Genomic DNA, 19,196 nt, shown 5'->3' on the forward strand with positions numbered 1-19,196 from the left:
ACACAACACCTGTGGCGAGGGAGCTTGCTCCCGCTGGGCAGCGCAGCGGCCCCGGTTTTTGCGGCTGCTGCGCACCCGAGCGGGAGCAAGCTCCCTCGCCACGATCATTCCAATGGATAGCCAGCCAAAACACAGGCGGCAGCGCAGACCTGCAAGCCAAAAGACCGCAGCCCTCGGCAGTTCCTACATCGGATCAAATGTAGGCGCTGTCGAGGGCTGCGGTCTTTTCGTTTCCTGCGTGTTTCATTTGCTACTGGTGATCTCGCCTCCCGAGTCCTGGTCAAAAAATTCCGGGATCGGATAGTTGAAGCTGTTGAGCCAACGCTGCATGGCCATCTCGCGCTCGGCGGCCGAGGCGGTTTGCAGGTTGGTGGAGGCCACCACGCCGCGAATCTGCAGTTGCATCCAACTCTCGGTGCCTTGCTGTGCGGGCGAAGAGGGGCCTGGGTCAATGGCCCAGGTGCTGCTGGAAAGGCTCACCATGAAGGCGATCATCAATGGTTTGGTCATCATTTCTTGGACTCCTCGTAACGCTCTACTTGACCGCGCCGATTGAGGCATCGACAACCTCGGTCAGGCGGTTGGCGGGTGACGTCACTGCGTTAGCGGCCGAACCTCTGATTTTTTCCGCACGGGCCTGGGCATCTGCCACTTGCTGGGGGCTCAGTTTGGCCATGTTCGCGAGCTCGGCGGCCTGCTTCCAGTTGTCCTGGTAGATCAGCACGGTCACCATGTTGAGCGCTGCCAGCGTGTCTGACTGCTGGAGCTCCATCGCGGTCATGAACTCGAAGCGGGCTTCTGAAATGCGTCGTTGGTTGAGGTAGACAACCCCCAGGTCGTTGCGGATCTTGCCTTCGGTCGGGGCCATTTTCGCTGCGCGTTCGAGGTATTGCGTAGCGGCGGTATTGTCGTTTTTGGCGGCCGCCAACTGGCCAAGGCCATGTTCACCGTCTGCGGCCAGGCATGTCCCGAGCAGGCTCTTGTACAGCGGTTCGGCCTCGTTGCGCCCCATCAGGCGCAGCACCCGAGCCTTGCGCAGGCGGACCTGGACCAAGTCCTCGGGCAAGCGTTCGAGGTTCGCCAGGCTGGCGTACAGACGACCTTCGTTGGCCATGTCTTCGGCCATGTTCAGGGCCAGTTCCTGGTCGGATTCGGGCTTGGCGCACTGGGTCGAGCGTGAAGCCACCACGCCGTTGCTGGCACAACCGGCGAGCATCAAGGTGGCCGCTATTGCAATCACTGTTTTCATCGAATGCCCCTTGGCAAGCCGTTGGACAATAGGTGCTTCGCTCATCTGGCGCCGGTTCATTGGGAAAGCCCGCTGCGGTTGTCGAACTCGCCATGTTCGAGGAAGTACATGCGGTAGAAATTCGGGTCGTAATTGCGCAGTTGCTCGCCCGGCAACGTCGGCAGTTGCGCGTCGGCGGCCAACGGTTGGACCAGGTGTGGCGTGACGATCATCAGCAGCTCGCGCTCTTCGCGGTTGATGGCGTTGTCGCGAAAGAACGCGCCGAGAATCGGCACATCGCCCAGCCCCGGAAACTTGTTCACCTGGGAGCTGTTGCGCGTGCTGATCAGGCCGCTGATGACGAAACTTTCGCCGTCAGCCAGGGCGATACTGGTATCGGTACGGCGTACCGTGAGCGCCGGAACCAGCGTCCCGGCGATGTTCACGGCATTGGTGAAATCCAGCTCGCTGACTTCCGGTGCCACCTTCAGCATGATGCGGTTTTTGCCGATGACGGTGGGCGTCAGGGTCAGGCGGATGCCGAACTCCTTGTACTCGATGGACACGTTGTCGCTGCCGGCGCTGGGCACCGGGATCGGCACTTCGCCACCGGCCAGGAAGCTCGCGCTCTGCCCACTGAGGGCCACCAGGCTCGGCCGCGCCAGGGTATAGGCGAAACCGCTGCCTTCCAGTGCGTTGATCATCAACAGTGTCTTACCGGTGGCGAAAGACAGGTTGAACATATCGTTATTGACCGGCAATGAGGGCCGGACAACACCGCCGATGGTGGGCAAGGTCCTCGGCGAACCGAACAGGAAATTGCCACGGCTGCCGAAAATCGACGTCGAGGCTTCCTTGAGTTTGGTCCGGCTGACTTCAACGAAACGGATGTCAGTCTGCACCTGGGCGAGCAGCATCGGGTCTTCGGAAGGGATGCTCGCTGCGCTGGTCAGCGCCTCAGTGGCCCGACCTTTGACAAAGACCATGCTCTGGCGCGGTATCTTCGAACAGTCGGTCCAGACCATCAGGCTGGTGGCGCCGGGCGCCAGGCCCGTGAGGATGAAGGCATCGCTGCCACTGGGCTGCACATCGGCAATTTTCGGGTCGCCGACTGCCAACTTCGTCACGGGGGCGAGGATGCGCAGTTCGCTCTGATGCCCTTGGCCGACCTCGAAGGTCGCCGGCAAATTGTCCAGTTGCGAACAGTTTGCCGCTGCGGCCTGGGCCGTATCCAAGCCAAGACCCATCCAGAAAAGGCCATGAATGAAATGTTTTAGAACGGGAGCAGTACGATGGGTCATGAAGTGATCCTCGATGAAGAGGCCATCCCTAGGCTTAACTATTTGCCTCGGATCACTTAAGAGGCCCGGGCTGCCCCTTTCCATCTCGCCTGACCGTTCATGGGTTCCGGTTTCAGGCCTCGTCGCTTACCAGCAAACGGGCGCATTTCACCGGCCTGACTGAACGACAGGCTGCTTGCAAACAACGTTTCGGTACCCGGGGTTTCCGGGATTTTCGAAGGCAACGACGGTGTCGATCAGGTTGCTCAGGAGCGTTTTGCCGACCCTGTCATCGCTTCTGTTTGACGGTAGTTCAAGCATGGCAAAGCGCCACGCCCTGATTCAAAAAAATGACTAAAAAGTGACGGAAGGGACAAGCTGCTCAAGTTGCCGTCAATTATTTGTCTTTTCGTGTGGGGAGGCGCTGTCGGCGGGCAGATTTGTCTGGGGTGAGATGAGGCCTGCGAGCCATTCCTGGTCGCAGGGGCTGGCGGATATCAGGCCACGTGGTAGTGCACTGACAATGTGCCTTTTTTCTGCGAAAGCGAGGCGATGGTGACTGTTCCCAGTTCCTGCAGGCGCGGCACGTGAGTGCCGCCGCAACCGTAGGCGGCCAGTTCACCGAAACCGACTTCGCGCAGCCCTTCGCGTAACGTGATCAGGCGCGGCAGGTCCTCGGCAATCCATTCGTCGATGCCTTGTTGAATGATCGAGATGTCCAGTTCCTGAGGGTTTTCCCCAGGCTGGAACTGCACGCGGCTTTCGCCGGGCCAGTGATGGGCCTTGATCGGCGTCCAGCCACGGGTCTGGGCGAAATGGCCGATCAGGTGCCCAGCCGAGTGCAGGCGCGAATTCAACTGTCGGCGCGGCGCATCCACGCTGATCGCAGTCATGCCCAAGGCCACCGGGCGGTCGAGGTAATGGACGATCTGTGGCCCTTCCTGGACCACGCGCAGCACCTGGCTTTCACCGATCCATCCGGTGTCGCAAGGCTGGCCGCCACCTTGGGGATGGAACAGCGTGGCGTGCAGCACCACGGCAAACTCATGGTCCCGGGGGCTGCAATCCAGGACTTCCACGTTGGCCTTGAGATCATCGCTATGGAAAAAGAGGCGAAGCGTCATGTGCCATGTCCACATCAGAAATTGTGACGGGATTATAGATAGGGCGTAAAAGGGTGATAATCCGTTAAAATTTCAATGGACTGTTGCGCCATGAGCACAAATCTACCGTTGCCGTTGCTGGCCGAAATGGCCATCTTCGTCAAGGTCGTGGAGACCGGCAGCTTCTCCGAGGCGGCCCGCCAGTCAGGTACATCACCGTCGGCCATCAGCCGCAGCATTTCTCGCCTGGAGAAGGCCCTGGCGACCCGCTTGTTGCAACGCACCACCCGCAAGTTGCGTCTGAGCGATGGCGGGGAAGAGGTGTTCAAGCGCTGTCAGGAAATGGTCGCCGCCGCTCGGTCGGTGATGGAGATCAGCGGGCAGTTCACCCAGGAGGCTGAAGGCCGCATCCGTGTCAGCGTGCCCAAGGCGGTGGGGCGTTTCGTGATCCATCCGCACATGCCCGAGTTCTTGCGTCGTTATCCGAAGGTCGATGTGGAGCTGTTCCTGGAGGACCGGCAGGTTGACCTGATCGACGATCACGTCGACCTGGCCATCCGGATTACCGACCAACCGCCGGTCGGGCTGGTGGGGCGTCAGTTGCTGACCATCGATCACCTGCTCTGCGCCACGCCGCAATACCTGGCTGAACACGGTACGCCCACGCACCCTCACGACTTGTTGGAACACAGCTGCATTTACCTGGGGGCAACCCCGAACGACGCGCGCTGGAAATTCAAGAAAGGCAGCAAGTCCGTCACCGTCGGCGTGCACGGGCGCTACGCGGCCAATCACACGGGCGTGCGGTTGGGGGCGGCCTTGCAGCACATCGGCATTGGCAGCCTGCCGTACTTCACCGCCCGCCATGCCTTGGAGCAAGGCTTGATCGTGCAGGTGTTGGCCGACTGGACGTTCCTGGCTTCCTATCACGGTGGCTTGTGGTTGCTGCATTCGCCAACCCGCTACCTCCCGCCCAAGCTGCGGGTGTTCATTGATTATCTGGTGGCGTGCCTGGAGAAGGAGCCGACCTTGGGCACGGTGGGCGGCGGGAGTGGCTCGGGCAAGGTCGCAACGGGTTATGAGTTGCCGGAGAGTGATGGGTTGTTTTGACCGGCCCTTTCGCGAGCAGGCTCGCTCCCACAAAAGGTCTGCTGTGCACATGAATATTGTGATCAATCACAAACAGTGTGGGAGCGAGCTTGCTCGCGATGAGGCCCGTCCAGGCAACACACTTTGGCAAAAAAAAAGCCCGCCGGGTTAACCGAGCGGGCTTTTGCATGTCGGGCCGCAATCAGTGCTTGCTGTCCTGGTCCGACATCGCCAGCAATTGCTTTTCCTGGTTCCAGTCGAAAGGCTCGTCGTTTTGCTCGGCTTCGAAACGACGTTCCTCCAAGGCCTGGTACAGGGCGATTTCTTCGTCGGGCATGTAGTGCAAGCAGTCGCCGGCGAAGTACCAGAGCAGGTCGCGAGGCACCAGGTGGGCGATTTGCGGATAACGGACGATCACTTGGCACAGCAGGTCCTGGCCCAGGTACTGGCTTTCGATCGGGTCGACGGGCAGCTGCGCGCGCAACTCGTCGAAGCGCTCCAGGAACAAGGCATGGCTTTCTTCGGGCACCTGTTCGGCCTCACCCACGGCGACCAGGATGCTGCGCAAGTGGTCAAGCAAGACAAGGTGATCGGCAACGACATTGGACACGAGATAAGTCCTCAAGAGCAAAACGGGCGCAGGAGTATAAAGCCCTTGCGCCTGCTTTTATAGGTGAGGAGCGTAGCTGGCCGTCAGGATCAACGGACCTTGCCTTGCGCCAGAGTCAACTCGTCCTTATCAAAATCATCCACATCGATGACTTTGCGCCGCGCCGCCTCGGCCGCGCGCAAGGTCTGCGCTTCAGCGGCTTGCAGCACACCCGCTTCCAGGGCGGCGTCGATGAGGGGTTCGCCCGGCGCTGGGTTGAGCTGACCCTGCTTGAGCGCCACGTGCAGTTTCTTGTGCAGCGGATGGGCGGCGGCCAGCAGATCGGCGGCATGTTGCAGGGCGCCCACCGGATCGTCGGCCGATTGCGGGCGATAGCAGCCCTGCAGCAACTCTTCGAGGGTCGGGTCACCCTTGGGCCGACCGATGACCGCCGCCACCTCGGCGTCGAGCCTGTCGCTCGGGCCCTTGTGACGACGACCGAAGGGGAACACCACCAGGCGCAACAGGCAGCCCAGCACCCGATTCGGGAAGTTGCTCAGCAGTTCATCCAGCGCACGCTCCGACTGGCCCAGGCTTTCCTCCATGGCCCAGGTGAACAGCGGTGTCATGTGGTCCGGCGAGTCCAGGTCGTGATAGCGCTTGAGCGCGGCGGACGCCAGGTACAGGTTGCTCAATACGTCGCCCAGACGGGCCGACAAGCGTTCCCGGCGTTTGAGTTCACCCCCCAGCAGCATCATGCTCAGGTCCGCCAGCAGGGCGAACGCCGCCGCCTGCCGGTTGAGGGCGCGGAAATAACCTTGGCTCAAGGCATTGCCGGGAGCCTTCTCGAAATGCCCCAGGCCGAGGTTGAGCACCAGGGTGCTGGCGGCGTTGCTCACGGCAAAACCAATGTGCTTGAGCAGCAAGGCGTCGAATTCGACCAGCGCCTGGTTCTTGTCTTCACGGCTTGCCAAGGCCATTTCCTTGAGCACGAACGGATGGCAGCGAATGGCGCCCTGGCCAAAGATCATCAGGTTGCGCGACAGAATGTTCGCGCCTTCGACCGTGATGAAGATCGGCGCACCTTGCCAGCTGCGACCCAGGTAATTGTTCGGGCCCATGATGATGCCCTTGCCGCCATGCACGTCCATGGCGTGGCTGATGCACTCGCGGCCGCGTTCGGTCAGGTGGTACTTGAGAATGGCCGACAGCACCGAAGGTTTTTCCCCCAGGTCCACGGCGTTGGCGGTCAGCATGCGCGCAGCATCCATCATCCAGGCGTTGCCACCGATGCGCGCCATGGCTTCCTGGATACCTTCGAACGCCGACAACGGTACGTTGAATTGCTCGCGCACCTGGGCGTACTGGCCCGTTACCAGGCTGGTGAACTTCGCAGCACCGGTGCCCACCGCCGGCAGGGAAATCGAGCGCCCGACCGACAGGCAGTTCATCAGCATCATCCAGCCTTTGCCGAGCATTTCCTGGCCGCCAATGAGGAAGTCCAGCGGGATGAACACGTCCTTGCCCCAGTTCGGCCCATTCATGAACGCGGCGCCAAGAGGCAGGTGACGGCGGCCGATATGCACACCAGGGGTGTCAGTGGGAATCAAGGCGAGGCTGATGCCCAGGTCTTCTTCGTCACCCAGCAGGTGGTCGGGGTCGTACGCCTTGAAGGCCAGGCCCAGGAGGGTGGCCACCGGGCCGAGGGTGATGTAGCGCTTTTCCCAGTTCAGGCGCAGGCCCAATGTTTCCTGGCCTTCCCATTCACCCTTGCAGATGATGCCGGTGTCGGGCATCGCCCCGGCGTCGGAGCCGGCCAGCGGCCCGGTCAGGGCGAAGCAGGGAATGTCGTCGCCACGGGCCAGTCGCGGCAGGTAATGGTCGCGTTGTTCATCGGTGCCGTAGTGCAGCAGCAGTTCGGCCGGGCCGAGGGAGTTGGGGACCATCACGGTGGAGGCCAGGTCGCCGCTGCGCGTGGCCAGTTTCATTGCCACCTGGGAGTGGGCATAGGCGGAGAAGCCCTTGCCGCCGTATTCCTTCGGAATGATCAGCGCGAAGAACCCGTGCTCCTTGATATGGGCCCAGGCTTCAGGCGGCAGGTCCATGGCCTGGCCGATCTGCCAGTCGCTGACCATCGCGCAGAGGGCTTCGGTGGGGCCGTCGAGGAACGCTTGCTCCTCCTCGGTCAGTTGCACCTTGGGGTAGGCCAGCAGCAAGTCCCAATCCGGGCGGCCGCTGAACAGTTCGCCGTCCCACCACACCGTGCCGGCGTCGATGGCGTCGCGCTCGGTCTCGGACATGGGCGGCAGGGTTTTCTGGAACCAGTCGAACATCGGCGCACTGAAATACCGCCGGCGCAGGTCCGGTAGCAGCAGCGGGGCCGCGACAGCTGCGAGTACCACCCAGAGGATCAGCAGCAGCCAGCCGGGCGCATGGCTGAAAATGCCCATGGCCAACAGGTAGACCGCGACGATACCCAGCGCGGGCAGCGGGTCGATGCGCCGGTGCGCCAGCCAGGCGATCCCGACGACCAGGACCAGTATCCACAACAACAGCATATGTAATCCTCCGTGAACCAAGGCAAAACCGACCTTCAGAGCTTAGACGGCATCTGCAAAACCGGCGGTCGGCGCAATGTGATTGATTTCGTGGGAAACCCTGGGTGCATTGCGCCAGTCTGGTTGGCAACAGCCGTGGGAAATCGTTCGTTAACAAGGTGAGAAAACGCCATTGTTTGGCCGGAATGCCGTTATCGCTGGCTGGGGGCTGTGGATAAACTCGAGGCAAGCCCGGTGATATTCCCCGAGAGGTTTTCCTTATATGCAGCAATACCTGAACCCCGGCCCCTTCATCGACTGCGATCACCCCGCGGTCATCGACTTCACCGAAATCCACCGCGGCGTCGATCGCGACCCGCTGGCACAGGCGGTCAGCCTGTATTACGCCGTGCGCGAGGCGGTGCGCTACAACCCCTACACCTTCAGCCGCGACCCGGCGACCCTGCGCGGCAGTTACGCGCTGGCTGCCGGCGAAAGCTATTGCGTGCCCAAGGCTACCTTGCTGGCCGGCTGCGCCCGGCATTGCGGCATCCCGGCGCGCATCGGCCTGGCGGATGTCCGCAACCACCTGTCCACGCCGCGCTTGCTGGAATTGCTCAGGAGCGATGTGTTCGCCATGCACGGTTATACCGAGCTGTACCTGAACGACCGCTGGGTCAAGGCCACGCCGGCATTCAACCAGGGGCTGTGCGAGTTGTTCGACGTGGCCCCGCTGGAATTCGATGGTCGCCACGACAGCGTTTTCCACCCGTTCAACCGTCAAGGCGCCAAGCTGATGGAGTACGTCACCGAGCACGGCCAGTTCGCCGATGTGCCCGAAACGTTCTTCTTCCAACACCTGGAGAAATGCTACCCACACCTGTTCGGCGATCAAGTGCCGCTCCTGCTGGGTGACATGCAGGGTGATTTGAGTCGCGCCTGATCCGGCGTATGCTGCGGCGGCATTTATCCATCGAGGGACGCCGTGATGTTGAAGATCTGGGGCCGCAAAAATTCATCGAATGTGCGCAAGGCATTGTGGTGCGCCGAAGAGCTGGGGTTGGCTTACGAGTCCATCGACGCTGGCGGTGCATTCGGGGTGGTCGACACGCCTGAGTACCGCGCGAAGAACCCCAACGGCCGCGTGCCGATGATCGAAGACGACGGCTTCGTGCTCTGGGAATCCAACACCATCGTGCGTTACCTGGCTGCTCGCCATGCGTCGGGTTCGGCCTGGTATCCCGCTGACGTACAGGCACGCGCTGCGGCTGAAAAATGGATGGACTGGACCACCTCCAGCTTTGCCGCACCGTTTCGCACGGTGTTCTGGGGCGTGTTGCGCACCCCGGCCGAGCAACAGGACTGGGCGGCCATCAACGCGGCGATCAAAGAGTGCGACGACTTGCTGGCGATGGTCGAGCAGACCTTGAGTGAGCAGCCCTACCTGTCGGGTGCTGAAATCGGCATGGGTGATATTCCCCTGGGCAGTTTCATTTATGCCTGGTTCGAGATGCCCATCCAGCGCGCCGAGCGACCTGGCGTGCAGGCCTGGTACGCGCGCTTGCAGCAGCGTCCGGCCTACCGCAAGGCGGTCATGACCGCGTTGACTTAATACTTACTATCGACACACTTGACTGTACTTGTGCGGTGACGCCAAGCACCATTGGCTTCGTGCGCCGTGGTTGCATTGCTCGCCGCCCGCCCTTATCTATTCTTTTCTTTCCTCCCTTCTTGGTGCGTAATCCGATATGAGTTCCGCTCTGTCCATCCGGCAGCTAACCAAAACCTACGGCAACGGTTTCCAGGCCTTGAGTGGTATCGATCTGGATGTCGCCGAAGGTGACTTTTTCGCTTTGCTCGGCCCCAATGGCGCCGGCAAATCCACCACCATCGGCATTCTTTCCACGCTGGTGAACAAGACCAGCGGCACGGTGAGCGTCTTTGGTCATGACCTGGACCGCGAGCCCGCCGCCCTCAAGCGCTGCATTGGCGTGGTGCCCCAGGAATTCAACTTCAACCAGTTCGAGAAGACCTTCGACATCGTCGTGACCCAGGCCGGTTACTACGGCATCCCGCCGAAGATCGCCAACGCGCGCGCCGAGCAGTACCTGACCCAATTGGGCCTGTGGGACAAGCGCGACGTGCCGTCCCGTTCATTGTCCGGCGGCATGAAACGGCGCCTGATGATTGCTCGTGCGCTGGTGCATGAGCCGCGCCTGTTGATCCTCGACGAACCGACTGCCGGCGTGGACATCGAACTGCGTCGTTCGATGTGGACCTTCCTCACCGAGCTGAACCAGAAAGGCATCACCATCATCCTCACCACCCATTACCTGGAGGAGGCTGAGCAGTTGTGCCGCAACATCGGCATCATCGACCACGGCACCATCGTCGAGAACACCAGCATGCGCCAGTTGCTCAGCCAACTGCATGTGGAAACCTTCCTGCTGGACCTGAAAAACGACCTGAAGGCGGCCCCCCAGCTCATGGGTTACCCAGCCCGCCTGGTAGACAGCCACACCCTGGAAGTCCAAGTGGACAAAGCCGTGGGTATCACCGGGCTGTTCGCCCAACTGGCCCTGCAAAACATTGAAGTGCAGAGCCTGCGCAACAAAACCAATCGCCTCGAGGAGTTGTTCGTGTCCCTGGTGGAGAAAAATCTGGCGAAGGTGGCGGTATGAGCATGAGTTCCGAACTGCGCCCCAACCTCATCGCCCTCAATACCATCGTTTACCGTGAGGTTCGGCGTTTCATGCGGATCTGGCCGCAGACGCTACTACCGCCGGCCATCACCATGGTCTTGTACTTCGTGATCTTCGGTAACCTGATCGGCCGGCAGATCGGCGACATGGGTGGCTTCACGTACATGGACTACATCGTGCCGGGGCTGATCATGATGTCGGTGATCACCAACTCCTATGGCAACGTGGTGTCGAGTTTCTTCGGCAGCAAGTTCCAGCGTTCGATCGAAGAACTGATGGTCTCGCCGGTGTCGCCCCATACGATCCTCATCGGCTACACCCTGGGTGGCGTGTTGCGCGGCTTGGCAGTGGGCCTGATCGTGACCCTGCTGTCGTTGTTCTTCACCCATTTGCAGGTGCATCACCTGGGGGTGACGGTATTGGTGGTGGTGCTCACAGCCACGATTTTTTCGCTGCTGGGCTTCATCAATGCCGTGTTTGCGCGCAACTTCGATGACATCTCCATCATCCCGACGTTCGTGCTCACGCCGCTGACCTACTTGGGCGGGGTGTTCTACTCGATTTCCCTGCTGCCGCCGTTCTGGCAGACCGTGTCCCTGGCCAACCCGGTGCTGCACATGGTCAACGCCTTTCGCTACGGCATCCTCGGGGTATCGGACATCAAGATCAGCATCGCCATTACTTTCATGCTGGTGGCGACCGTGGTGCTCTACATCGGTTGCGCGCGGTTGCTGGTCAGCGGGCGCGGCATGCGCACCTGACCCCATCCTCCTGTGGGAGCGAGCTTGCTCGCGATGGCGTCAGATCATTCATTAACCTGTTGACTGACACACCGCTATCGCGAGCAAGCTCGCTCCCACCTTGATCTTCATGAGGTCACAGATTTAAGGCCGAAGAGGATCAGGTGTGGGAGCGAGCTTGCTCGCGATGGCGTCAGTCGACACACCACAAAAAAAAGGCCTCCATTCCCAGGAGGCCTTTTTTGCATTTCACATCCGGCTCTTCTTGCGCCGCTTCCACTGTCGGGCCACCCACCAGCGCCAGTAACTCATAGTGACGAAGTAGGCGAGGGCGCCGAGTACCAGGCCTGTCACCACTGAGCCGAGCAGGAACGGCTGCCACAAGGTGGACAACTGGCCGCTGATCCATTCCCAGGTCAGTTCTTCGGGCAGCGTCCGGGCGGGCACGTCCATCAGCCAGGCGCCGGTCTGGTAAGTGCAGAAGAACACCGCCGGCATGGTGATCGGATTGGTCAGCCACACCAGGCTCACCGCAATCGGCATGTTGCCGCGCACCGTGATGGCCAGTGCGGCGGCCAGCAACATTTGCAACGGGATCGGCAAGAATGCGGCAAACAGACCAACAGCCATCGCCCGGGCGACAGAGTGCCGATTGAGGTGCCAAAGGTTGGGATCGTGCAGCAGGGTGCCGAGAAAACGTAAGGATTTATGTTCCCGAATGCTTTCTGGGTCTGGCATGTAACGTTTGAAAAGGCGCCGGGGCATAAGGCTTCTCGGTCGGTTCAACGCATTAAGGCCGCAAGTATGTCCGGATTCTACGGCTGACAGATTCAGACTTTGTGACAATTGATAACGCCCGCGGTGCCGTTAACCGTCTATGCCTGAAGAGGGCACTCTCAAGGACGGGTTATGCGCACAGGGTTAGTCGCGCTTGCACTGGGGCTGTTGGCCCCGATTTTTTTGACGGCACTGCCACCGTTCTGGCTGATCGCAGCCATGCCGGTGCTGGCGCTGATGGTGTTGCCGTTTCGAACCTACCCGCTGGGTTTTTTCCTGTTCGGGCTGGCCTGGGCCTGTCTGTCGGCGCAGTGTGCGCTGGACGACCGGTTACCCATCGCGCTCGACGGCGAAACTCGCTGGGTCGAGGGGCGCGTGGTCGGTTTGCCGCAACAGGGCGAAGGCGTGGTGCGCTTCGAACTGGCCGATGTCGATTCACGCCGTACCCGTCTTCCGACGGCGATGCGCCTTGCCTGGTACGGTGGTCCGTCGATCAACAGCGGCGAACGATGGCGATTGGCGGTGAAGCTCAGGCGGCCCTCCGGGCTGCTGAACCCGCACGGCTTCGACTATACGGCCTGGTTGCTGAGCCGCGGCATCGGCGCGACCGGTACGATCAAGGATGGCCGTCTCCTGCAAGCGGCCCGGGGCGCCTGGCGCGATGGGATGCGCCAGGCGCTGGCACAGGTCGATGCCCACGGTCGTTCCGGCGCGCTGGCGGCTCTGGTCCTGGGCGACGGCGGCGGGCTGAGTCGCGAGGATTGGCAGGTGCTGCAAGACACCGGCACCGTCCACTTGCTGGTGATCTCCGGGCAACACATCGGCCTGCTCGCCGGCCTGGTGTACCTGTTGGTGGCCGGTGCGGCGCGTTATGGCCTGTGGCCGGTGGGGCTGGCCTGGTTGCCTTGGGCCTGTGCGCTGGCTTTCTGCGCCGCCCTGGGCTACGGCTTGCTCGCCGGCTTCGAGGTGCCGGTGCGACGGGCCTGCGCGATGATCGGCCTGGTGTTGCTGTGGCGCTTGCGTTTCAAACAGCCAGATCCTTGGTGGGCATGGCTGCTGGCCTTCGTCGGGGTGCTGCTGTTCGACCCCCTTGCCAGCTTGCGGCCGGGGTTCTGGTTGTCGTTTGCGGCCGTCGCCATCTTGATGTTCACCTTTGGCGCTCGCCTGGGACCCTGGCGCTGGTGGCAAACCTGGACCCGTGCCCAATGGCTGGTTGCGCTCGGCCTGTGTCCGTTGTTGTTGATCGTGGGCCTGCCGGTCAGCCTCAGCGGGCCGCTGGTGAACCTGCTCGCGGTGCCCTGGATCAGCCTGCTGGTATTGCCGCCAGCGCTGCTTGGCACGGCGTTGTTGCCGGTGCCGCTCGTGGGCGAAGGCCTGCTGTGGATCGCCGGCGGGCTGCTCGATCTGCTGTTCAAGGGGCTGGCGCTGGTTGCCGGGCGAATGCCCGCCTGGGTCCCGGCTGCGGTCCCGCCCTGGGCCTTGGCTATCGCCGCCTTCGGTGCTTTTTTGCTGCTGTTGCCAAAAGGTGTGCCGCTACGTGTACTGGGGTGGCCGATGGTGTTGCTGATGGTTTTTCCACCGCAAGAACACCTGCCGCAAGGACAAGCCGAGATCTGGCAACTGGACGTGGGCCAAGGGCTGGCGGTGCTGGTGCGGACCCGGCGGCACACCCTGCTTTACGACGCCGGGCCGCGCTTTGGCGAGGCCGATGCGGGCGAACGGGTCGTACTGCCGGCCTTGCGCAAACTGGGTGTGCGCGGCTTGGACCTGATGCTGCTCAGCCATGCCGACGCCGATCACGCTGGCGGTGCCCGCGCTGTGCGCAATGGGCTGCCGACGCTGGAAGTGATCAGCGGCGATCCCGATGCGCTGCCCGCCGAGCTGCTGGCAGGGCCTTGCGACAGTGGCAGGCGCTGGGAATGGGACGGGGTCGGGTTCGAGCTGTGGCGCTGGGCCTCTGCTGTCGAGAGCAACCAGAAATCCTGCGTCTTGCTGGTCGAGGCCGGCGGGGAGCGCCTGCTGTTGACCGGCGATATCGACATCCCTGCCGAACGTGCCTTACTCGACGCGGCCCTGGCGGTGCCGATCCAGTGGCTGGCCGCGCCGCATCACGGCAGCCGCAGTTCGTCGTCGATGGCGTTGCTGTCACGTCTCCAGCCGCATTCGGTATTGATCTCCCGAGGGCAGGGCAACGCGTTCGGCCACCCTCATCCCCAAGTGATGGCGCGGTATCGACGCTCGGGCCTGGCGATCTACGACAGCGCCGAGCAGGGCGCCATTCGTCTGCAACTGGGGGCTTTCGAGGTGCCGCGCACCGAGGCCGGGCATCGACGTTATTGGCGTGATCCGCCCGCAGTCGGGCCACCGGCGCAATATTGATCCAGCGCAATCGGCTGATGCGCTTATCGGTGGGGCGGGTCTGCAAGGCGAGTCTGTGTGATAAAGTGGCGCACTTTTTCGAGGGGGCAGTCACTGTGTGGGAATTGGTCAAATCCGGCGGTTGGATGATGTTGCCGATCATTCTGAGTTCCATCGCGGCACTGGGTATCGTTGCCGAACGCCTGTGGACCCTGCGGGCCAGCCGCGTGACCCCGGACCATCTGCTCGGGCAGGTCTGGGTCTGGATCAAGGACAAGCAGCTGAACAAGGACAAGCTCAAGGAGCTGCGCGCCAGTTCGCCCTTGGGGGAAGTCCTCGCCGCCGGCCTGGCGAACTCCAAGCATGGTCGCGAGATCATGAAGGAGTGCATCGAGGAAGCTGCCGCTCGGGTCATCCATGAACTGGAGCGCTATATCAGCACCCTGGGAACCATCGCCGCCATGTCCCCCCTGTTGGGCCTGCTGGGTACGGTGTTGGGCATGATCGACATCTTCAGTGCGTTCACCGGCTCCGGCATGACCACCAACGCCGCAGTACTGGCGGGGGGCATTTCCAAAGCCTTGATCACCACCGCCGCCGGCCTGATGGTGGGTATTCCGGCTGTGTTTTTCCACCGATTCCTGCAACGCCGCGTCGACGAGCTGGTGGTGGGCATGGAGCAGGAGGCCATCAAGCTGGTCGAGGTGGTGCAGGGGGACCGTGACGTGGACCTGGCTGGGGACAAGAAGTGAAATTCCGCCGCAAGCCACGGGAAAACATCGAGATCAACCTTGCGTCGCTGATCGACGTGGTGTTCATCCTGCTGCTGTTTTTTGTCGTGACCACCACCTTCACCCGAGAAACCCAGCTCAAGGTTGAATTGCCGCAGGCCGTCAGCGGCTCGCCCGCCGAAGACCAGCAACTGAAGAACCTGGAAATCACCATCAGCGCCGAAGGGACGTTCTCGGTGAACAACCAGTTGCTGCCCAAGAGCGACCTGGCGAGCCTGATCGAAGCCCTGCAGAAAGAGTCTGGCGGCGACACCAACCTGCCGCTGTCCATCAGCGCTGACGGCAAGACCCCTCATCAATCGGTGATCACCGCCATGGACGCGGCCGGCAAGCTCGGTTTCAGCCATCTGCGCATGACCACGGTCGAGGCGGCTCCCGCACCCTGATGGCCATGTCCGATCGATTGCTTGCCGCGTGGTACGAAGGTCACCCGGCCCTGACCCTGCTGCGGCCGCTGGAGTGGTTGTACCGACGGGTGGTGGTCGGCAAGCGTGAGCGTTTCCTGGCGGGGGAAGGGCTGATCTACCAGCCCCCCGTGCCGTTGGTGGTGGTGGGCAATATCACCGTCGGTGGCACTGGCAAGACGCCGTTGATCCTGTGGATGATCCAGCACTGCCAGCGCAGTGGCCTGCGGGTCGGCGTGGTCAGCCGTGGGTACGGCGCCAAGCCGCCGCAACTGCCCTGGCGCGTCGCGGCCGAGCAGGGCGCCGATGTCGCGGGTGATGAGCCACTGTTGATCGTCCAGCGCACCGGTGTGCCGTTGATGATCGACCCTGAGCGCAGCCGCGCGGTCCAGGCATTGGTGGAGAGCGAACCGCTGGACCTGATCCTGTCCGACGACGGCATGCAGCATTATCGGATGGCCCGGGACCTCGAGTTGGTGTTGATCGACAACGCCCGTGGCCTGGGTAACCGGCGTTGCCTGCCTGCCGGGCCGTTGCGCGAGCCGGTCGAGCGCCTGCAATCGGTCGATGCGGTGCTGTACAACGGCGCCAGCGCCGACCCCGAAGACGGTTTCGCCTTCCAATTGCGCCCCACCGCGCTGGTGAACCTGGCCAGCGGCGAGCGGCGCTCCCTTGACCATTTTCCACCCGGCCAGGCCCTGCATGCCGTGGCCGGCATCGGCAATCCCCAGCGTTTCTTCAAGACCCTCGAAACGCTACACTGGCGGCCAATACCGCATGGGTTTGCCGACCACGCCGAATACAGCGCCCAGGCCTTGAGTTTCACGCCATCGCTGCCGGTGGTCATGACGGAAAAGGACGCAGTCAAATGCCGTGCCTTCGCCGCACCCGACTGGTGGTACCTGGCGGTAGACGCCGCGCCGTCGCCGGCCTTCGTGGCCTGGTTCGATACGCAGTTGATGCGCCTGTTGCCGGATCGGCTTTTGCCTTAAAACCTTTTATCCAGGGGAATTCCATGGACACCAAACTGCTCGACATTCTGGCCTGCCCGGTCTGCAAAGGCCCGCTCAAGCTCAGCGCCGACAAGACCGAACTGATCAGCAAGGGCGCCGGCCTGGCCTACCCGATTCGCGACGGCATTCCGGTGATGCTCGAAAGCGAAGCCCGCACCCTGACCACCGACGAGCGCCTGGATAAATGACCGCAGCCTTTACCGTTGTCATTCCGTCGCGCTTCGCCTCGACGCGCCTGCCCGGCAAGCCGTTGCTGTCGATTGCCGGCAAGCCGATGATCCAGCACGTCTGGGAGCAGGCCTGCAAAAGCAGCGCCCAGCGTGTGGTGGTGGCGACTGACGATGCGCGCATCGTCGAGGCCTGCAAAGGCTTTGGCGCCGAGGTCGTGCTGACCCGCGAAGACCATAATTCCGGCACCGATCGCCTGGCGGAGGTCGCGGCGAAACTCGGTCTTGCCGCCGACGCGATCATCGTCAATGTGCAAGGTGACGAGCCGTTGATCCCGCCGAGCGTGATCGATCAGGTCGCGGCCAACCTCGCGGCCCACACCGAGGCGCGCATGGCCACCCTGGCCGAGCCGATCAAGGATGTGCAGACGCTGTTCAACCCCAACGTGGTCAAGGTGGTCAGCGACCTCAATGGCCTGGCGTTGACCTTCAGCCGCGCGACGTTGCCCTGGGCGCGGGACGCATTCGCCCAAAGCCGTGACGTGATGCCGGAGGGCGTGCCGTACCGCCGCCACATCGGCATCTATGCCTACCGCGCGGGCTTTCTCCAGGACTTCGTCGCCTGGGGTCCGTGCTGGCTGGAAAACACCGAAGCCCTGGAACAGCTGCGTGCCCTGTGGCACGGCGTGCGGATCCACGTCGCCGATGCACTGATCGCCCCGCCGACCGGCGTCGACACGGCCGAAGACCTCGAGCGCGTTCGTCGCCTGCTGGAGGCCTGATGCGGGTCCTGTTCGTCTGCCTCGGCAATATCTGCCGCTCGCCCACCGCCGAAGGCATCCTGCGCCACAAGTTGCGCGAGGCCGGGCTGGCCGGGCAGGTGGAAGTCGCTTCTGCCGGCACCGGCGACTGGCACGTCGGCAAGGCTCCAGACAAGCGCAGCCAAGCGGCGGCCCTGAGGCGTGGCTACGATTTGTCGGCCCAGCGCGCGCAACAGGTGACCCGCGCCGATTTCGTCGCCTACGACCTGATCCTGGCGATGGACAGCAGCAACCTGCGCAATCTCAAGGCCCTGCAACCGGCCAATGGCAAGGCCGAGCTGGATCTGTTCCTGCGTCGCTACGAAGCCGAACTCGACGATGTGCCGGACCCGTACTACGACGGCGAACAAGGCTTCGAGCAAGTGCTGGACCTGATCGAACGCGCTACCGATCGCCTGGTGATCGAATTGAAGGGGCGGTTATGACCTTGCAGGTTCGGGCGGGCGTCAGCCTCAAGCCGTTCAACAGCTTCGGTGTGGACGTCATCGCCCGGTTGTTCGCCGAAGCCCATAGCGATGACGATGTTCGCCAGGCGCTGGCTTATGCCACCGAACATGCCGTGCCATTGCTGGTCATCGGTGGCGGCAGCAACTTGCTGCTGACCGGTGACATCGATGCCTTGGTGCTGCGCATGGCCAGCCACGGCATTCGCCTGCTCAGCGATGACGGCGAGCGCGTGGTGGTCGAAGCCGAAGCAGGGGAGCCGTGGCACCCGTTCGTCCAGCACACGCTGGCACAAGGTTGGTCGGGCCTGGAAAACCTCAGCCTGATTCCCGGCACCGTGGGCGCGGCACCGATGCAAAACATCGGCGCCTATGGTGTGGAGATCAAGGACGTCTTCTCCGGTCTCACCGCGCTGGATCGCCAGACCGGCGAGCTGCGCGATTTCGGCCTTGAAGACTGTCGGTTTGCATATCGCGACAGCCTGTTCAAGCAGCAAGCGGGGCGCTGGTTGATCCTGCGGGTGCGTTTTGCCCTCAGCCGCGCCGCGCACTTGCATCTGGAGTACGGTCCGGTGCGCCAGCGATTGACCGAGCAGGGCATCGAGCAGGCAACACCCACCGATGTGAGCCGGGCCATTTGCAGCATCCGCAGCGAAAAACTGCCGGACCCGGCCGTGTTGGGCAATGCCGGCAGCTTCTTCAAGAACCCGCTGGTGCCGGCCGCGCACGTGGCGCACTTAAAGCTGCAATACCCTGACCTGGTGGCTTATCCACAGCCTGAAGGGCAGATGAAAATCGCTGCCGGCTGGCTGATCGAACGGGCCGGCTGGAAGGGCTTTCGCGAAGGTGATGCCGGGGTGCACAAGTTGCAGGCGTTGGTGCTGGTCAACTACGGCAGTGCCACGGGCCCGCAACTGTTGGACCTGGCCCTGCGCATCCAGAAAGACATTGCCGAGCGTTTCCAGGTCGAGCTGGAAATGGAACCCAATCGGTACTGAGCGACTTTTACGCAAGCGCCTGAAAAACGCCCTGCACACCCTGCGCACAAGCATTTGTGCAGGATTGTGCAGGGCGTTTTGCGTGATCCTGGGTTAATTTAGCTTCCTAACGATGCGACCATCGCATCCTAAAGGCCCGATGCAGACGCCTGCGTG

Annotated in this window: 20 protein-coding genes; 13 read left to right on the forward strand and 7 right to left on the reverse strand. The window is 62.3% G+C overall.

Annotated features, from left to right (window positions below; all coding sequences use genetic code 11):
* Positions 1-243: 243 nt before the first annotated feature.
* The 4 genes from LQ215_RS11775 to LQ215_RS11790 form a co-directional block, all read right to left on the reverse strand.
* Positions 244-513, reverse strand: a complete 270-nt coding sequence (locus LQ215_RS11775) for a DUF3613 domain-containing protein (RefSeq protein WP_230149934.1) — start codon at positions 511-513, stop codon at positions 244-246.
* 22 nt (positions 514-535) lie between these two features.
* On the reverse strand, positions 536-1,249 hold the full coding sequence (locus LQ215_RS11780) for a tetratricopeptide repeat protein (RefSeq protein WP_230149936.1): 714 nt from the start codon (positions 1,247-1,249) through the stop codon (positions 536-538).
* A gap of 56 nt (positions 1,250-1,305) precedes the next feature.
* A complete protein-coding gene (locus LQ215_RS11785; RefSeq protein ID WP_230149938.1) occupies positions 1,306-2,529 on the reverse strand; it encodes a type II and III secretion system protein family protein in 1,224 nt (407 codons plus the stop codon).
* 476 nt (positions 2,530-3,005) lie between these two features.
* Positions 3,006-3,632 carry an alanyl-tRNA editing protein gene (locus tag LQ215_RS11790; protein WP_230149940.1) on the reverse strand — a complete coding sequence of 209 codons (627 nt, stop codon included), beginning with the start codon at positions 3,630-3,632 and terminating at the stop codon, positions 3,006-3,008.
* A 90-nt stretch (positions 3,633-3,722) separates the two neighbouring features.
* Between LQ215_RS11790 and LQ215_RS11795 the strand changes: the two genes are divergently transcribed.
* Complete coding sequence (locus tag LQ215_RS11795) at positions 3,723-4,721, forward strand: LysR family transcriptional regulator (protein WP_230149942.1); 999 nt, start codon at positions 3,723-3,725, stop codon at positions 4,719-4,721.
* A gap of 181 nt (positions 4,722-4,902) precedes the next feature.
* Here the strand turns inward: LQ215_RS11795 and LQ215_RS11800 are convergent, their stop codons facing one another.
* On the reverse strand, positions 4,903-5,310 hold the full coding sequence (locus LQ215_RS11800; protein ID WP_003204309.1) for a PA2817 family protein: 408 nt from the start codon (positions 5,308-5,310) through the stop codon (positions 4,903-4,905).
* Positions 5,311-5,399: 89 nt separating this feature from the next.
* The gene (locus tag LQ215_RS11805) at positions 5,400-7,847 is read right to left on the reverse strand and encodes an acyl-CoA dehydrogenase (protein WP_230149943.1); all 2,448 of its coding nucleotides are present in this window, start codon (positions 7,845-7,847) and stop codon (positions 5,400-5,402) included.
* Between the two features lie 262 nt (positions 7,848-8,109).
* Here LQ215_RS11805 and LQ215_RS11810 point away from each other — a divergent pair, with 262 nt between their 5' ends.
* The 4 genes from LQ215_RS11810 to LQ215_RS11825 all read left to right on the forward strand — a co-directional run bounded on the left by LQ215_RS11810 (position 8,110) and on the right by LQ215_RS11825 (position 11,289).
* Complete coding sequence (locus tag LQ215_RS11810; protein ID WP_230149945.1) at positions 8,110-8,769, forward strand: transglutaminase-like domain-containing protein; 660 nt, start codon at positions 8,110-8,112, stop codon at positions 8,767-8,769.
* Between the two features lie 45 nt (positions 8,770-8,814).
* Entirely contained in the window at positions 8,815-9,438 is a 624-nt protein-coding gene (locus LQ215_RS11815) for a glutathione S-transferase family protein (protein WP_230149946.1), read from the forward strand.
* Between the two features lie 136 nt (positions 9,439-9,574).
* Entirely contained in the window at positions 9,575-10,507 is a 933-nt protein-coding gene (locus tag LQ215_RS11820) for an ABC transporter ATP-binding protein (RefSeq protein ID WP_230149955.1), read from the forward strand.
* A gap of 2 nt (positions 10,508-10,509) precedes the next feature.
* On the forward strand, positions 10,510-11,289 hold the full coding sequence (locus tag LQ215_RS11825) for an ABC transporter permease (RefSeq protein WP_072347169.1): 780 nt from the start codon (positions 10,510-10,512) through the stop codon (positions 11,287-11,289).
* A 228-nt stretch (positions 11,290-11,517) separates the two neighbouring features.
* Here LQ215_RS11825 and LQ215_RS11830 read toward each other — a convergent pair whose 3' ends face one another.
* A complete protein-coding gene (locus tag LQ215_RS11830; RefSeq protein WP_003204298.1) occupies positions 11,518-12,033 on the reverse strand; it encodes a DUF2062 domain-containing protein in 516 nt (171 codons plus the stop codon).
* 144 nt (positions 12,034-12,177) lie between these two features.
* On the opposite strand from LQ215_RS11830, the gene LQ215_RS11835 reads away from it, so the two are divergent.
* The 8 genes from LQ215_RS11835 to murB all read left to right on the forward strand — a co-directional run bounded on the left by LQ215_RS11835 (position 12,178) and on the right by murB (position 19,040).
* Positions 12,178-14,424: a DNA internalization-related competence protein ComEC/Rec2 gene (locus tag LQ215_RS11835; RefSeq protein WP_230149957.1), complete on the forward strand. Its 2,247-nt coding sequence runs from the start codon at positions 12,178-12,180 to the stop codon at positions 14,422-14,424.
* A 95-nt stretch (positions 14,425-14,519) separates the two neighbouring features.
* Positions 14,520-15,155, forward strand: a complete 636-nt coding sequence (locus LQ215_RS11840; RefSeq protein ID WP_230149959.1) for a MotA/TolQ/ExbB proton channel family protein — start codon at positions 14,520-14,522, stop codon at positions 15,153-15,155.
* Positions 15,152-15,580, forward strand: a complete 429-nt coding sequence (locus LQ215_RS11845) for an ExbD/TolR family protein (RefSeq protein ID WP_092349073.1) — start codon at positions 15,152-15,154, stop codon at positions 15,578-15,580. The genes LQ215_RS11840 and LQ215_RS11845 overlap by 4 nt, the downstream gene beginning before the upstream one ends.
* A complete protein-coding gene (lpxK, locus tag LQ215_RS11850; RefSeq protein ID WP_230149960.1) occupies positions 15,580-16,590 on the forward strand; it encodes a tetraacyldisaccharide 4'-kinase in 1,011 nt (336 codons plus the stop codon). Before LQ215_RS11845 ends, lpxK begins: the two co-directional genes overlap by 1 nt.
* A gap of 23 nt (positions 16,591-16,613) precedes the next feature.
* A complete protein-coding gene (locus LQ215_RS11855) occupies positions 16,614-16,799 on the forward strand; it encodes a Trm112 family protein (protein WP_003179363.1) in 186 nt (61 codons plus the stop codon).
* Positions 16,796-17,560, forward strand: a complete 765-nt coding sequence (gene kdsB, locus LQ215_RS11860) for a 3-deoxy-manno-octulosonate cytidylyltransferase (protein WP_230149962.1) — start codon at positions 16,796-16,798, stop codon at positions 17,558-17,560. The genes LQ215_RS11855 and kdsB overlap by 4 nt, the downstream gene beginning before the upstream one ends.
* Positions 17,560-18,024 (forward strand): low molecular weight protein-tyrosine-phosphatase, encoded by a 465-nt coding sequence (locus LQ215_RS11865; protein ID WP_230149965.1) that lies wholly within the window; start codon positions 17,560-17,562, stop codon positions 18,022-18,024. The genes kdsB and LQ215_RS11865 overlap by 1 nt, the downstream gene beginning before the upstream one ends.
* Positions 18,021-19,040 (forward strand): UDP-N-acetylmuramate dehydrogenase, encoded by a 1,020-nt coding sequence (gene murB, locus LQ215_RS11870; protein ID WP_230149967.1) that lies wholly within the window; start codon positions 18,021-18,023, stop codon positions 19,038-19,040. The genes LQ215_RS11865 and murB overlap by 4 nt, the downstream gene beginning before the upstream one ends.
* Positions 19,041-19,196 lie beyond the last annotated feature (156 nt).

The organism is Pseudomonas brassicacearum, assembly GCF_918698105.1.
Taxonomy (GTDB): Bacteria; Pseudomonadota; Gammaproteobacteria; order Pseudomonadales; family Pseudomonadaceae; genus Aquipseudomonas; species Aquipseudomonas brassicacearum_F.

Coding starts and splice junctions, on each gene's coding strand:
- murB (WP_230149967.1), top strand. CDS start 18,021: ATGACCTTGCAGGTTCGGGCGGGCGTCAGCCTCAAGCCGTTCAACAGC.
- LQ215_RS11865 (WP_230149965.1), top strand. CDS start 17,560: ATGCGGGTCCTGTTCGTCTGCCTCGGCAATATCTGCCGCTCGCCCACC.
- LQ215_RS11830 (WP_003204298.1), bottom strand. CDS start 12,033: ATGCCCCGGCGCCTTTTCAAACGTTACATGCCAGACCCAGAAAGCATT.
- LQ215_RS11790 (WP_230149940.1), bottom strand. CDS start 3,632: ATGACGCTTCGCCTCTTTTTCCATAGCGATGATCTCAAGGCCAACGTG.
- LQ215_RS11825 (WP_072347169.1), top strand. CDS start 10,510: ATGAGTTCCGAACTGCGCCCCAACCTCATCGCCCTCAATACCATCGTT.
- LQ215_RS11785 (WP_230149938.1), bottom strand. CDS start 2,529: ATGACCCATCGTACTGCTCCCGTTCTAAAACATTTCATTCATGGCCTT.
- LQ215_RS11775 (WP_230149934.1), bottom strand. CDS start 513: ATGATGACCAAACCATTGATGATCGCCTTCATGGTGAGCCTTTCCAGC.
- LQ215_RS11855 (WP_003179363.1), top strand. CDS start 16,614: ATGGACACCAAACTGCTCGACATTCTGGCCTGCCCGGTCTGCAAAGGC.
- LQ215_RS11835 (WP_230149957.1), top strand. CDS start 12,178: ATGCGCACAGGGTTAGTCGCGCTTGCACTGGGGCTGTTGGCCCCGATT.
- LQ215_RS11805 (WP_230149943.1), bottom strand. CDS start 7,847: ATGCTGTTGTTGTGGATACTGGTCCTGGTCGTCGGGATCGCCTGGCTG.
- lpxK (WP_230149960.1), top strand. CDS start 15,580: ATGGCCATGTCCGATCGATTGCTTGCCGCGTGGTACGAAGGTCACCCG.
- LQ215_RS11820 (WP_230149955.1), top strand. CDS start 9,575: ATGAGTTCCGCTCTGTCCATCCGGCAGCTAACCAAAACCTACGGCAAC.
- LQ215_RS11810 (WP_230149945.1), top strand. CDS start 8,110: ATGCAGCAATACCTGAACCCCGGCCCCTTCATCGACTGCGATCACCCC.
- kdsB (WP_230149962.1), top strand. CDS start 16,796: ATGACCGCAGCCTTTACCGTTGTCATTCCGTCGCGCTTCGCCTCGACG.
- LQ215_RS11815 (WP_230149946.1), top strand. CDS start 8,815: ATGTTGAAGATCTGGGGCCGCAAAAATTCATCGAATGTGCGCAAGGCA.
- LQ215_RS11795 (WP_230149942.1), top strand. CDS start 3,723: ATGAGCACAAATCTACCGTTGCCGTTGCTGGCCGAAATGGCCATCTTC.
- LQ215_RS11780 (WP_230149936.1), bottom strand. CDS start 1,249: ATGAAAACAGTGATTGCAATAGCGGCCACCTTGATGCTCGCCGGTTGT.